The organism is Psychrobacter sp. TAE2020 (genome assembly GCF_018919485.1).
In the GTDB taxonomy this organism is placed as follows: domain Bacteria; phylum Pseudomonadota; class Gammaproteobacteria; order Pseudomonadales; family Moraxellaceae; genus Psychrobacter.
Genome location: NZ_JAHLMU010000001.1, coordinates 1,525,681 through 1,539,755, shown reverse-complemented (window position 1 = coordinate 1,539,755; position 14,075 = coordinate 1,525,681). Strand labels below are relative to the sequence as shown.

Genomic DNA, 14,075 nt, shown 5'->3' with positions numbered 1-14,075 from the left:
GGTGCTATCTAGCTTGACGGTATTTAAACCATCATTACTGCTATTGTGCTCAGTCGAGTTAGGCATAGTGGCGCACCTCGCCATTACCACTGACGTTAGTTACGCAACGCGCACAAAGTTCAGGATGAGAGGCATTGACACCGATGTCATCACGGATATGCCAGCAGCGCACGCACTTAGTGCCTTTAGCAGCAGTAATCACCACTTTTAAGTCAGCAGCGCTTTCGTTACTATTCTCAGCATTATCTCCAACAGTACCGGCAATATTAGCGTCAGCAGGTGCTTTGCTGATTGGCTGTAAAGTGGCACTACTAGTAATCAACACAAAACGCAGCTCTTCGCCTAATTTAGCTAAGCTGTCATACATACTACTATCAGCGTATAAAGTAGCATCAGCGGATAGGTTGGCATTAATAAGCTTGTTTTCACGTGCGGTTTCAATGTTCTTATTGACCATATCTTTGGCACGCATGATATGTTGCCAGTCCTCAATACTAATAACACTTAGCTCAAATTTAGGGAACTCATACCAGCCTTGGGTAAAGACGTAACGGTCTGCGTCATCCAAGCTTGCATCAGTACCCTGCATGATTTCCCACGCTTCTTGAGCAGTGAACGACAAGATAGGGGTAATCCAACGAATCAAGGCTTGAGCGATATGATAAATAGCAGTCTGTGCCGAGCGACGTGGCTCACCATCCGCTTGGGTAGTGTACTGACGATCTTTAATAATATCTAAATAGAACCCACCTAAGTCTTGCGAGCAAAACGCAGTAATGTGCTGAGTGACTTGATGAAAGTCCATAGCATCATAAGCTTCAATGATTTGCTGCTGTACCGTTTGCGCACGCTCAATAATAAACTTGTCTAGGCTCACCAACTGATTGACATCGATGCTGTTGATAGCAGGATCAAAGTCGTCAGTATTGGCCAATAAGAAACGTAAGGTATTACGGATACGGCGATACATATCGATAGCGCCTTTGAATACAGTTTTGCCCGCATTCATCTCATAGCGGTAGTCGCTAGAGGCAATCCATAAGCGCAACATATCCGCACCGGTCTTATTGATCTCTTCTTGTGGGGTAATGATATTGCCAAGTGACTTACTCATCTTACGGCCGTTTTCATCAACCACGAAGCCATGAGTCAATACTTGCTTGAATGGAGGGCGTTGATACATAGCCTCAGAAGTCAGTAGTGAGGTCTGGAACCAACCACGATGTTGATCTGAACCTTCTAGGTATAGATCAGCAGGATTAGTCAGCTCATCGCGTTGCTCAAGTACTGTAAAGTGGGTCGTTCCTGAGTCAAACCACACATCTAAGGTATCGGTAGCTTTATCATAATCGCTAGCTTCGCTACCCAAGAAGTCCTCACAGCTAGCATCAAACCAAGCTTCGACACCGCCGTCGTGGATCTTTTGGGCAGCAACTTCCATTAGCTCTAAAGTATTAGGATGCAGCTCGCCAGTTTCTTTATGAGTAAAAAAGGCAATCGGCACACCCCAAGTACGCTGGCGAGAGATACACCAATCTGGACGACCGTTCATCATCGACTCAATGCGGTTTTGACCCCAAGCTGGCGTCCAGTTCACTTTTGTAATATCAGCAAGGGCACGCTCACGTAGGCCTTTAACCTCCATACTGATGAACCACTGCGGCGTCGCTCGAAAGATAATCGGTGACTTATGACGCCAGCAATGCGGGTAGCTATGCTCGATTTTGGTATGATTAATTAAATGGCCGTTGTCATGCAAAGCAGCAATGATCTTGGGATTGGCCTTATAGATATGCTCACCGGCAAATACTGCAGCGCTCTCTAAATAGACCCCATTGCCACCGACCGGGTTTTCTACTGGCAGGTTATATTTTAGACCAACAATATAATCGTCAAGACCATGACCAGGAGCGGTATGTACTAGACCAGTACCACTATCGACAGTGACGTGATCGCCTAAAATTATTGGCACTTGACGCGCCTCAATAAGCGGATGCTGGGCACGTAGACCTTCAAGCTCAGTCCCTGATACAGTGACCAATACGCCTTGATTGCTCAGTTTAAGCTCAGCCAATGCGCTTTCAACCAGTTCAGTTGCTAACAGTAGATTGCCTTTTTCAGTGGCTACTACACTATAGTTATGTTCAGGATGTACTGAGATAGCTTGGTTAGCAGGCAAAGTCCAAGGCGTTGTGGTCCAAATAACTGCTGCAATAGTATCAGTGATATCAGCAAAATCGGCTAGCTTGTCAGTATCTAATACATCAAAGCTAACATAGATAGCATCGGAGACTTTGTCCTGATATTCCACTTCGGCTTCAGCCAATGCTGAGGTACAGTCTAAACACCAGTTAACCGGCTTCATGCCCCGAGTTACATGACCATTCTCATGGATCTTAGCCAAGGCACGAACGATATTGGCTTCTTGATGGAAGTTCATTGTTAAGTAGGGGTTATCCCAATCACCAAAGACGCCCAAACGTTTAAAGTCAGCTTTTTGCAGCTCAATTTGAGTACTAGCATACTCGCGGCAAAGACCACGAAACTCAGTAGCGGATACTTTTTGGCCGACTTTACCCACTTTTGCTTCGACCTTTTGCTCGATTGGCAGACCATGACAATCCCAACCCGGCACGTAAGGCGCATCGAATCCTGATAAAGTTTTTGACTTTACAATAATGTCTTTTAATACTTTATTGACGGCATGCCCTAAGTGAATCTGACCGTTGGCGTAAGGAGGACCATCGTGCAGAATATATTTAGGTGCGCCTATACGGGACTGACGAATCTTGCCATAGACATCGTCAGCCTCCCATGCGGTAAGCCAATCTGGCTCACGGTTGGCGAGATTGGCACGCATTGGAAATTCAGTATCAGCAAGGTTTAGAGTGTCTTTATAGTCGGTAGGTTCAGTCATATTGGGGTCTTGCCTTTATTCGTACGGTAAAAGGATTTGTGTCGTTCAAAGCTAGATTTATGTTGTTCAAAGCTAGTGGTTCAAAGCTAATAGTACAAAGCCAAAATTGCAATGAGGTATGTTAAACAATGATTTATGAGATGGCTAGCATAAGTAGTGAAATCAAGGCTACCTATTATAGGATAAATAAGGCATTAAAAACAGCGAGTAAGATATTGAAGGTAAAAGCTAGGATAATAAAAGCTTATTTATAAAACAGCTTTTCCTATTTGGCTATAATTTATGGCTTGTCAAGGACTCGCATTCAGTATTTGTTCTATATTTTGAGTAGTAGACGGTGCTAGCGTTTGACTAAATATACTAATAACTACTACAACAATAGCAGAACTAAAAAAACTTTAAAATTGTTAACAATTATTAAAATCTTTGTAAAAAAGATGCTATATTCGTGATAGTGAGAACTGAATATATTAGCAAAAGCCAGCAAGGATTGCTGTCATCAGTTGATCATATGGAACTATCACTCAATTCAACTGTGAGATTAGGTTATGGAAAACATTTATAGAATAAGCGCTTCAGCACTTATGGTCGCTATGCTGGCAACGGGTTGTTCAACAACTAACCCTACAACTCTCAATAACCAAAGCATGATCTCCAAAAATATGAAAGTAGTGCAAGTTCCTAAAAGCGAGCCTGTAGCACAACCCTATTTTCGCTTTAGTGATGCTAAGAACTTTGAGCTTACTAATAAAGACCGACTTGCCAACCGCAATTTTTATTCTCAACCTTCTATAGGTGCAGATTCTAAATGGTTCGATGCCGTAAAGCATGGTGATATGGCGACGGTTAAATATATGGTAGAGAATGGTCAAAATTTAGAAGCTATAGATACAGGTAGTCTTGATCAAACCGCTTTAGGGTGGGCGGCGTTTATTGGTTATGAAGATATGGTCGATTATTTAGTAGAACAAGGCGCAAACCTATATGCTACTGATAAAGGCGATGCCTACAACGTTTTAAAGTCTGCCACTTTAGGAACCAACGTTCGAATCACTAAAAAAATACATCAACTGTTAGATGCCAAGTCGCCTATAGACTTAGACGACCAATCTGCTGCGGTTGACCGTGAAGGGGAAACCTTGGTCATGATTGCTGCTAGTAATGATCGTAGAGAAAACGTCAAATACTTGATATCTCAAGGAGTGGATCTAAATCTAGTAGCGACCACTGATGACAAAACGCGCTATGCCTATGATCAAAGCGCCTATTCCTATGCCTGCACGCGCAATCTAGTAGATATGCAAAAGCTGCTCGCGGCGAATGGGGCAATAAACCATCGTACTGGTAATGCCAGCTGTCAATAACCGTTTTAATCTTATTATTGATTTAATAAATAGCTATTAAAAAGCCTCTAACATACAAATCCGTTAAGACTTGTGTGCTAGAGGCTTTTTAGTGGCTGAGTAAGCTATAAGTCAAGACGACTATTAGCTGAGCTGCTAGAGAGTCCCGTTAAACATCAGGTAGTAACAGCTCTAAAATCTAGTAAGTTCAATAAATATTAGCTGTGCAAAATGCTAAATAGGCGTAGCAGTTAGTTGCTCTGATAAACTATAAAAAGGTTGGGCTCTTCGCTGGAAATCAAGCCCAGACTCTAAATGATTTAGATGTTGATCGATCAAAAATATAAGCTGTGTTTCATCTCTTGCTTCTATGGCTTTTACAATACCTAAATGCTCATCTTCGGCACAGTTAGAAGAGCCTATTTTATTGTATAAGCCAATGATTAGGGTGGTGCGTAACGTTAACTCGCTCAAGAACTTCTCTAATACTTGGTTGTTAGCGATAGTCGCTAAGTGCATATGGAATTCTCGTGATAAACGCAGTTCTGCTGGCTTATCTCCTAAGGCCCGAGCTTCCGCTTCAGCAGTGATTGTAGCGCGCATATTAGCAATATCTTCAGCACCAGCGTTCTCAATAACACTACAAGCCAGCTTACGTTCGATAGTACGGCGAGCCTCAAACACATCTCCTGCTTCTTTAGGAGAAGGTGTGGAGATAAAAGCACCTCGATTGGGCTGCAATTGCACCACATGCATAGTGGCCAGCGTGGAGAGTGCTCGCCTGACATTGGCCCTATTACAATTAAATAAGTCGCTCAGCATTTGTTCACCAAGTTTGGTTCCTGCTGGTAGACGCTGTTCTGATACTGCAGCTGTGATAGAGCTGATGATTGCCTGTTCTGGTATTTCATCAATTTCTAAAGCTAGTTTTTTAAGTTTTGATTTAGTCATAGCCGCAATTATAGAGCGCTATATTCGTCTTAACAACAAATAATAAAAATATTGATTGTTTTGTTAACAATAATAGTTAACAATGATTGTTAACAAGTTTATTAAGTCTGCAATCAAATAATGATCAAAGGTGAAGCCCTATGAAAATCTTAGTTATGAACCCTAATTCAACCACCTCTATGACCGATAAGATTGTAGAGAGTGCGCGTAAAACAGCCAGTATAGGCACAGAAATCATTGGCGCATCAGGAACAGATTCGCCAGCATCCATCCAAGGCCATTATGACGAAGCTATGTCAGTACCAGGCCTTTTAGCTCGTCTAAGACAAGCTGAGGCAGATGGAGTTGATGGGGTAGTTGTCGCCTGTTTTGATGATCCCGGTATTGGTGCTTGTCGTGAAGTATTTTCAGGTCCGGTTCTAGGTATCTGTGAAGCGGCGGTGAAAGCGGCTAGCATGATTTCGACCTCTTTTAGCGTCGTTACCACCTTACCACGCTCTATTCCAGTAATTGAAGAGCTGATTCATGGCTACGGCTTATCTCATCGTTGCAGACGTGTGCGTTCTGCTGCTATTCCAGTACTGGCACTTGAAGAGCCTGGTTCGGGTGCGCGTGAAAAAGTTCGTGACGAAATATTACGTGCCATAGCTGAAGATAACTGTGAAGCTATAGTATTAGGTTGTGCAGGCATGGCTGATTTGACAGAATGGTTAACTGAAGAAACAGGCGTCCCCGTTATCGATGGCGTTACGGTTGCTACTCGCATGATTGAGGCTTTAGTTGGTTGCGGATTAAAAACCAGCAAAATTGGTGCCTATGCGAAACCTATTTAAAACTAGACAAGCTTAGATAAATCAATAAATTTTCTCAAGGAAGGAGAATATAATGGAAAATGTGAGAACTGCTAGCACATCTGGGGTAGAGACTCTTGACCATAAGGGGGTAGGGCAAGAAAGCCTTGCTCCACAGACTACACGTATTATGGGCCCTTGGTCCTATCTATTTGCTTGGTTAGGTGGTTGTGTATCGATTGGAACATTCACTGTTGGCTCTGGTCTAGTCGGTACATTGAACTTACTACAAGTCGTTGTGGCTATCACTATTGGTTGTACGGTCATTGGTGCAGCGCTAATGATAAACGGTCGGGCTGGTCACAAGTATGGTATTCCATTCATGGTGCAGTGCCGGTCCGCATTCGGCTTCTCAGGTAACCGTATTCCCGCAATAGTGCGCTCAGTGCCAGCTATTGTATGGTTTGGCTTTCAAAGCTGGATTGGTGCTGGTGCGTTAAACTTAGTATCGGATACTTTGTTTGGCTACAACAACCTAATAGTGTTCTTTATTGGTTTTCAGTTTCTACAAATTGGTTTATCGGTTCTTGGTTTTCACGGTATAAAGTGGCTGGAAAATATCGGTTCAGTCTTTATCATTGGCTCGCTCGTTTATATGTTTTTTAGTGTCATTAATAAATATGGTGACGCAATCTCAACCAATCTGATTAACGTCGAAGGTACTTGGGGTACACCTTTTTGGGGTGCAACTATGTTGTTCCTAGGGGTTTACAGTACTATGATGCTTAACGTCTCTGACTATTCGCGCGAATTGCATAAGAACGTTGGCCTATTTCGTCAAGTTGCCATCTATGCCAACTCAATCCTACCAGCAACCCTGTTCATGGGTTTGATTGGTCTAATGGTTACTAGTGCCACTGGAGAAGTTGACCCTATTAGCGTGTTTTCAAGCGCCGTTGATAACAAGCCTTTATTAGTTATCACTATGATTTTTATTGCTTTTGCGCAAGTCACTACTAACATCTTAAATAACGTAGTACCACCGGCTTATGCATTGATGGATATCTTTAATCTTAAGTTTAAAACAGCGGCAGTTGTTGTTGGCCTATTGGCATTCTGCACCTTTCCTTGGGAGTTAGTAAAAGACGAGTCTGCTGCCGGATTAAACTTATTCATTCAAACCTATTCAGCATTCTTAGGTCCATTGTTTGCCATCTTAGTGGTTGATTATTATTTCATCCGTAAGCAGAATCTTGATCTTGATAAACTGTATGATGAAAATGGTCCTTATAAAGGTGTCAATATGGCTGCTGTCATTGCGATGGTCGTTGGGGTTGCAGTTGCCTTGACGTTCTCAAGTGTTTCTTGGTACGCCGGTTTGATTCCAGCAGGTGGTCTCTATTGGTTACTAATGCTTAAACTACCTTCTGCACAGCGTTTTATGCCATAAATCTACACTAGTTAATCGCTGTCTAATGGTCCCTGCGGTGGTAATCCTGCCGCGGGGACTACTGCGTTAGCGGCGACTAAAATGCAGTAGTTATCTAATAGCATCAGTTATTTAATCGCATTCATTATCTAATCACAGTAATTGTCTATAGTTAATCCTAAACAAAAAAGCACAATCATTACGGCTTGCTACTGGTATAAATTTTCCTTACGTGCTGCGGTTAATCTAATATTTTATAGTGCATGTTTTTAGTCAAAGGCTCAGAGTAAAGCACGTTGCAGCCTACTGCTATAATTTTAGTTGCTTAATTTGGCAGCATTGTGTACAACAGTAGTTAATAACTATTATTCATCAACACCTTCTTAATCCCTCTACAATTGCCATCTCTTCAAAAAACTATTAAATTACTAAACCATAAAAATCTATTAGTCGGTCAAAAAATCATTAAATTATTTACCCGTCACAATAACTATTCAAACCGTTATTATCAGCAGATCCACGGTGTCATCTGCAATACTACCGCTCAACAATCCTATAACCCCCCTATCAATCGCCTAGTATGCTATCGGCGTTATAGCGCTTTTATTATCTTCAATTCCAGTTATTAATAGCTGAAGGCTAATGACTAAGACATTATTTATAATTTATCAAGTAACCAAGTTTTGTCCCCTCATAAAAAACATAACCACTAAGTAAGGAGTAGAAAATGAAAGTAGGTATCCCAAGAGAAGTAAAAAATAATGAGAATCGTGTTGGCTTACCCCCTAATGGTGTTAGTGCCTTAGTCGATAACGGTCATGAGGTTTATGTCGAGACTAGCGCTGGTATTGGCTCACGGTTTACTGATGAAGATTATAAAAATGTTGGTGCAACTATTGTCGATAGTGCTGAAAAAGCATGGGCTGTCGAGATGGTTATCAAAGTTAAAGAGCCGCAACCACAAGAATATAAGTATTTAACTCAAGGTTTGACGTTGTTCACTTATTTACATTTAGCCGCTGAGCCTGAGCTAGCCAAAGTATTAGTGGACAATAAAGTGACTGGTATTGCTTATGAAACTGTACAACTGGCAGATAACTCGTTGCCTTTACTGACCCCTATGAGTGAGATTGCGGGGCGTATGAGTCCGCAGATTGGTGCGCAGTTCTTACAGAGTTTTTATGGTGGTAAGGGTATCTTGCTCAGCGGTGTGCCAGGGGTTAGAAGAGGTAAAGTAACTATTATTGGTGGTGGGGTATCAGGTACCGAAGCCGCTAAAATTGCTATAGGCTTACGTGCTGATGTGACTATTCTAGACTTAGATCCCAAGCGCTTAAAGCAGCTGTCTGAGCTATTCGGTAATGATATACAGACACTCATGTCAACTAAGTCAAATATCGCTAAAAGCGTAAAGGAAAGTGATTTAGTCATTGGAGCTGTACTAATTCCGGGTGCAGCTACCCCTAAGCTAGTAGATGAAGAGATGATCAAATCAATGCAGCCGGGTGGAGTAGTAATAGATATTGCTATTGACCAAGGCGGTGTGTTTGCCACCACGGATCGCATCACTACTCATGATGAACCCACTTACGTGAAGCACGGTATCATCCATTATGCGGTTGCCAATATTCCTGGTGCAGTACCACGGACGTCGACTTTAGCCTTATCTAACGTGACTTTACCTTATGTGCTAGCCTTAGCTAAAAAAGGCTATAAACAAGCTTGTATAGATAATCCTGCATTAGCAAAAGGGGTCAACACTGCGCAAGGTTATGTCACTTATCAGGCTATAGCTGAAGCGCTAGACTATGAGTATAAAGAGTTAAACTCATTAATTAGCTAACAGTAGGCGCTAATGCTAAGTTATATATAAGCCATAAATAAAACTTGCTGATCGATATGATTGGTAGGTTTTTTACTTTAACGGGCTAGTGAGACACAATGCAGTACAACGAATACAGTAATAGGCACTTAGTAATACGGATTCAGTAACAGCTATCTATTAATAAGGACTAAGTCTTTGGTCTTTTATTCATAGCTCTATCAAAACATCGATGACAGCCATAAACGTAACTTGAGCGACCACAATGGTTGAATACCCGTTAGCCCTTGTGTCATCTCGCCATCTTTTAAGATCACATACGAGGGAGTGACTTGGCCTTGCCAATCATCGAATATCTGCCCTTGTTGATCATTAATAGTAGTGAAATTATAATTATGCTCATTTAGGTACTCTGTTAGCTGCTGATTGCTACCTGATTGAACAGCGACAGTGACTACTGGATAGTCTCCTGCTGTCGCCAAGCGGTTTACTGACGGTGATGTGGTAGTGCATATCGGACACCAAGTTCCCCAAAAGTATATTAACGTTGGCTTGTCTTGACTCAGAGCTGCTAAATTAACGGTATGTCCTTGATAATCTGTCAGTTGTAATTGTGGATTGGCTGGCATGATGGGCTGTCGCCACCAATTGACGGCGGTATAAATGACTAAGAATACAACGCTGTATAGCACTAAGGTCTTAAGCCATGACCATGCTTTTTGTTTACTAGTCTTTTTGAGCTTCAGTTTAGGATTCATATTATTGGTTTTTATAGGCATAGCGGTTACTTTTTTATACTCAATTTAAACTTGATTTTAGATAAAAATAAACGGCTGAATAGTCAGCCGTATTATTAAAATCTATTATTTAACGGTTAGTAGAGCGTCAACCTTTAAGGCTTTTGGGCACGATCTTGTAGTGGGTCACTTTGCAATACACTACCTGAATTCTCGCGAAGTTCAGTTCCGCTTAATTTGCTAGCGGATATTTTAGATTTTTTCTTCCATTTAAGGCTGAATAAATCATCACGGCGATCCAGCAAGTTATGAACTGAGCCTTCATTACGCACATGAATAAGCTTATCCAAATTGACGTCGGAGAAGAAGACCATTTCAGTATTAGCTGTGGTTTCAGCCATAATGGCATCATGTGGAAAAGCAAAGTCTGAGGGTGAGAAAACCGACGACTGCGCATACTGAATATCGAGACTCTCTACTTGTGGTAAGTTGCCAACTGAGCCGCAAATCATCACATAACATTCGTTCTCAATAGCTCGTGCTTGAGCACAAATACGTACGCGCAGATAGCCATTCTTAGTATCAGTCCAGAACGGCACGAATAAAATGTCCATATCATCCAGCGCCATTAATCGTGCTAGCTCCGGAAATTCAACATCATAACAAACCAAAATACCAATACGACCGGCATCAGTATCGAATACTTGTACTTTGTCACCGCCTTCAATCACCCAAGCACTACGTTCATGCGGAGTGATATGGATTTTGCGTTGTTCTTCTACAGTGCCATCACGACGGCATAGATAGCTGACGTTATATAATATATCTTCTTCATCTAGTAGAGGCATAGAGCCAGTAATCACATTGACGTTATAACTGACCGCTAAATGTGAGATCTGAATTTTGAACCATTCGGTATAACCGGCTAAGAAACGGATGGCAATGTTCTGATCGGTAGACTCACAAAGACCCATAAGCGGCGCGTTAAAGAACTCAGGTAAGCAAGCAAAATCAGAGTTGTAATCAGCCATAACATCTACGAAGAACTCAACTTGTTGCAGCAGCTCTTCAGGCGACTCGACTTCACGCATCTGCCATTGAATACCGCCAATACGTACCTCGGATTTGCGAGTACTGGGCTTGTAGTCTTGGGGCTCATAATAAATATTAGACCACTCAAGCAAAGTAGCAAAGCCTTTTGACTGCGCGTCATCAGGCAAATAACCAGTTAAAATACGCTTGACGATAAAGCCGTTTGATAGCTGAAAGGAGAGCGCTGAGTCATGAATCTCACGACACTCAACGGCATCGATATACTCACCAGGAGTCAAATCCTGATGGTTATAATAATTGGGAATACGCCCACCAGCCAAGATAGCACGTAGGTTTAACTGGCGACATAGCTCTTTACGCGCATCATATAGTCTGCGCCCTAAACGATAGCCGCGATAGTCAGGATCAATCAGTGCGTCAAGGCCATAGATGGCATCACCTAATGGATTATCTTTGATGATTTCTTTGAGTCCAATCAAGTCATCATAAGTATGCGGGTTCGAGAACCTAGCGTAATCCACTCGTACTGACAGCACGATACCTATCAATTGCTCATGGTCGAATAAAGCAATTTGGCCTTCTGGAAAAGCATCAATTAAAGTATTAATAGTAGTCTTCGACCAAGATCCTCCTAAATTGGCATAAACTCGATCCATTAATGCCTTTAGTTGGGGATAGTCTTTTTTCTTTATTTCGGCAATGGTTAGATGAAGGTCATCTAGCTTTTCTATTTTACTCATAATGTTTAACGTTCCTAGATTTTATGGCTCTATAAGTTATTGAATATGTTTAATTTAACCACAATACTAAATAAAATAATTATGTAACAACTGCTATAAATAAATACTAATGTAAGAATATAAACGCTACACTAACGACTGGTGACAAAAAACCAACACAGTTATATCTTATAGCTGGAATCATCCATTCTCAATACTCATATTTCAATGAATATTTTAAATCAGCTGATAATAGTTTGCTGTTAGCGTTATCTTTGGTAATACTTTTAGCTCTAGCGCTGCTGTCCAATATCATAGCAAGCAAGATAATTAATAAAAGCCTAACGTAGTAACACTATGCTACAGTTTTGTGAGCTTAAAGGATAAGTGCATGGTGAGCTGGGCCTTTTTTTATTTCTTATGTGTTTGAACCTGAAAATTTCTAGGGTCATATAATATGATTGCATTCCATGTCGATACCGTTAATTCTTTAATAGAGGTAAATGAGTCAGCATTGATTCAACTGGTATATACCAGCAATCTGACTGTTAAAGGACGCTTTAACACTTCTGTATTCAATGAGGTAGAAGGCCATGCTCGTACTTATAATAAGCAGCAAGGTATAACTGGTATTTTATGCTACGGCAATGGTCAATTCTTACAATGTATTGAAGGTAGAAAAGCTGAGATACTACGACTACAACAACGCATTTTCAGTGATAAACGTCATAAAAACACCAAAGTTCTATTAGTAAAAGCCATTGATAAGCGCAACTTTAGTGACTGGCGTATGCGCCTACTGTTCTTAGAGCGCTGGCTTTGGTCTCCTGCTACCAAACAGCAGGCAACGCAACTATCACCATTTTTACCTTTTTCACCACGTAGCTGGACTCCTGAGCAAACTCAACATTTTTTACAGACTATGCAAGCTTTTGAGAATACACCGCATATAAAAGCTACTGGTATGACTTATAATGCGTTAGGCAATATGTTTCGCCACATGGCTGCTCCGCATCAAGCATTCTTAGTAGTTCAAGGTATTTTAGCGGTGTTATTATTAATCGCCTTACTACTATTGTTTTATTAACAAGGCGTTTTTTGGTAGTAGTAAGTCGACCGGTATCTAGGCTAGAAAATGACGCAAGTATGGTTACTTAGCGTCATTTTTTTATCTAAAAAAAGTAGAGTGCTTGTCAGCCTATAGCATTAAGCATAATAAGTGTTGAAGAGTTTTTAAAGCTTGCGAGAGATTTTATAATAATGAAACTGAAGTTGTAGACAAGGTTTTGTAACAATTGATATAAAAACCTATCATTAAAAGAACATAGACACTACAATAAATATTCACTTCAATAAATATTATAATTGACTGATCCTTATAATAGCTCATTGATTTATAAAAAGCTGTCAGAAGTAAGGTTTTACCTGCTTATACTGCTGTTGATATTAGCAATGTCGATCATCTATAAAATTATACATTAACAGTGATACGCTACAGCTCATAAGTCATATGCTTTGCCTATTTTTCCCAATGAAGGTAGTTTTTATACCTATAGTGCCTTATATGGATATACCCATTCATTACTCATTGTCCATAGTAAGCTATCTTTTAGGAAAAATTATTATGCCATTAGGTTATATTGATATAGAAAGACGGTTAGAACAAGTACCCGATACTGCTTTGATTCAACTGGTCTATGTCAGTAACGCAACATTAAAAACTCGCTTGAATAGCACAATAACTACTCATATAGAAAAACAGGCTAATGGCTATAATAAGCAACATGGCATTACTGGTATTCTCTGTTACAGTAATGGACAATTTTTACAGTGTATTGAAGGCAATAAGTTAGAGATAGTAGCGCTTGTGCATAAGATATTTACTGATAAACGCCATAATGATTTTAAAATACCCTTAGTGCAGCGTATTGATAAGCGCATGTTTAGCGACTGGCGCATGCGCTTATTATTTTTGGAACGTTGGTTATGGTCGCTAGCTACCAAGGAGCAAGCTACAAGCCTATCAAGCTACTTGCCATTTACACCACATAACTGGTCAGCTGAACGTACCGGAAATTTTTTACAGAGTATTGAGGTTTTTGCCACTCAACCCTACGTCAATACTGCTGGTGTTAGTGACAATACTTTTGGCAATATGTGTCGCCATTTCATTGGGCCGCATCAAGCATTTTTGGTTATTCAAAGTGTTTTGTTATTGTTAACAATAAGCGCTTGCATATTCTTCTGGCTATGAGATTTTGCTTATGAGCAACGTCAATGTAGGGTCTTACTCATATCCACGCTAAGCCAAGG

At 40.8% G+C, this 14,075-nt stretch carries 10 protein-coding genes; 6 read left to right on the top strand and 4 right to left on the bottom strand.

Features of this window, described 5'->3' with window-relative positions:
* Nucleotides 1–58: 58 nt before the first annotated feature.
* Nucleotides 59–2,917, bottom strand: coding sequence for an isoleucine--tRNA ligase (gene ileS, locus KPY62_RS06220; protein WP_216581249.1), 2,859 nt, complete (start codon nucleotides 2,915–2,917; stop codon nucleotides 59–61).
* A 548-nt stretch (nucleotides 2,918–3,465) separates the two neighbouring features.
* Here ileS and KPY62_RS06215 point away from each other — a divergent pair.
* The gene (locus KPY62_RS06215; RefSeq protein ID WP_216581248.1) at nucleotides 3,466–4,281 is read left to right on the top strand and encodes an ankyrin repeat domain-containing protein; all 816 of its coding nucleotides are present in this window, start codon (nucleotides 3,466–3,468) and stop codon (nucleotides 4,279–4,281) included.
* Between the two features lie 213 nt (nucleotides 4,282–4,494).
* Here KPY62_RS06215 and KPY62_RS06210 read toward each other — a convergent pair whose 3' ends face one another.
* Complete coding sequence (locus tag KPY62_RS06210; protein WP_216581247.1) at nucleotides 4,495–5,211, bottom strand: GntR family transcriptional regulator; 717 nt, start codon at nucleotides 5,209–5,211, stop codon at nucleotides 4,495–4,497.
* A 140-nt stretch (nucleotides 5,212–5,351) separates the two neighbouring features.
* Between KPY62_RS06210 and KPY62_RS06205 the strand changes: the two genes are divergently transcribed.
* The 3 genes from KPY62_RS06205 (at nucleotide 5,352) to ald (ending at nucleotide 9,274) form a co-directional block, all read left to right on the top strand.
* Nucleotides 5,352–6,044: an aspartate/glutamate racemase family protein gene (locus KPY62_RS06205; protein WP_216581246.1), complete on the top strand. Its 693-nt coding sequence runs from the start codon at nucleotides 5,352–5,354 to the stop codon at nucleotides 6,042–6,044.
* A gap of 52 nt (nucleotides 6,045–6,096) precedes the next feature.
* Entirely contained in the window at nucleotides 6,097–7,452 is a 1,356-nt protein-coding gene (locus tag KPY62_RS06200; protein WP_216581245.1) for an NCS1 family transporter, read from the top strand.
* A 706-nt stretch (nucleotides 7,453–8,158) separates the two neighbouring features.
* Nucleotides 8,159–9,274, top strand: coding sequence for an alanine dehydrogenase (gene ald, locus KPY62_RS06195; protein WP_216581244.1), 1,116 nt, complete (start codon nucleotides 8,159–8,161; stop codon nucleotides 9,272–9,274).
* A 200-nt stretch (nucleotides 9,275–9,474) separates the two neighbouring features.
* On the opposite strand, the gene KPY62_RS06190 is transcribed toward ald, so the two are convergent.
* On the bottom strand, nucleotides 9,475–10,032 hold the full coding sequence (locus KPY62_RS06190) for a protein disulfide oxidoreductase (RefSeq protein WP_228730588.1): 558 nt from the start codon (nucleotides 10,030–10,032) through the stop codon (nucleotides 9,475–9,477).
* 113 nt (nucleotides 10,033–10,145) lie between these two features.
* Nucleotides 10,146–11,783 (bottom strand): carbon-nitrogen hydrolase family protein, encoded by a 1,638-nt coding sequence (locus KPY62_RS06185; protein ID WP_216581243.1) that lies wholly within the window; start codon nucleotides 11,781–11,783, stop codon nucleotides 10,146–10,148.
* 436 nt (nucleotides 11,784–12,219) lie between these two features.
* Between KPY62_RS06185 and KPY62_RS06180 the strand changes: the two genes are divergently transcribed.
* Nucleotides 12,220–12,849, top strand: coding sequence for a BLUF domain-containing protein (locus tag KPY62_RS06180; RefSeq protein WP_216581242.1), 630 nt, complete (start codon nucleotides 12,220–12,222; stop codon nucleotides 12,847–12,849).
* A gap of 537 nt (nucleotides 12,850–13,386) precedes the next feature.
* Entirely contained in the window at nucleotides 13,387–14,016 is a 630-nt protein-coding gene (locus tag KPY62_RS06175; RefSeq protein WP_216581241.1) for a BLUF domain-containing protein, read from the top strand.
* The last annotated feature ends 59 nt before the right edge of the window (nucleotides 14,017–14,075 follow it).

Excerpts from the sequence above, each read along its gene's own strand:
- KPY62_RS06180 (WP_216581242.1), top strand. The coding sequence starts at position 12,220 with ATGATTGCATTCCATGTCGATACCGTTAATTCTTTAATAGAGGTAAAT.
- KPY62_RS06200 (WP_216581245.1), top strand. The coding sequence starts at position 6,097 with ATGGAAAATGTGAGAACTGCTAGCACATCTGGGGTAGAGACTCTTGAC.
- ald (WP_216581244.1), top strand. The coding sequence starts at position 8,159 with ATGAAAGTAGGTATCCCAAGAGAAGTAAAAAATAATGAGAATCGTGTT.
- KPY62_RS06175 (WP_216581241.1), top strand. The coding sequence starts at position 13,387 with ATGCCATTAGGTTATATTGATATAGAAAGACGGTTAGAACAAGTACCC.
- KPY62_RS06210 (WP_216581247.1), bottom strand. The coding sequence starts at position 5,211 with ATGACTAAATCAAAACTTAAAAAACTAGCTTTAGAAATTGATGAAATA.
- ileS (WP_216581249.1), bottom strand. The coding sequence starts at position 2,917 with ATGACTGAACCTACCGACTATAAAGACACTCTAAACCTTGCTGATACT.
- KPY62_RS06205 (WP_216581246.1), top strand. The coding sequence starts at position 5,352 with ATGAAAATCTTAGTTATGAACCCTAATTCAACCACCTCTATGACCGAT.
- KPY62_RS06190 (WP_228730588.1), bottom strand. The coding sequence starts at position 10,032 with ATGCCTATAAAAACCAATAATATGAATCCTAAACTGAAGCTCAAAAAG.
- KPY62_RS06215 (WP_216581248.1), top strand. The coding sequence starts at position 3,466 with ATGGAAAACATTTATAGAATAAGCGCTTCAGCACTTATGGTCGCTATG.
- KPY62_RS06185 (WP_216581243.1), bottom strand. The coding sequence starts at position 11,783 with ATGAGTAAAATAGAAAAGCTAGATGACCTTCATCTAACCATTGCCGAA.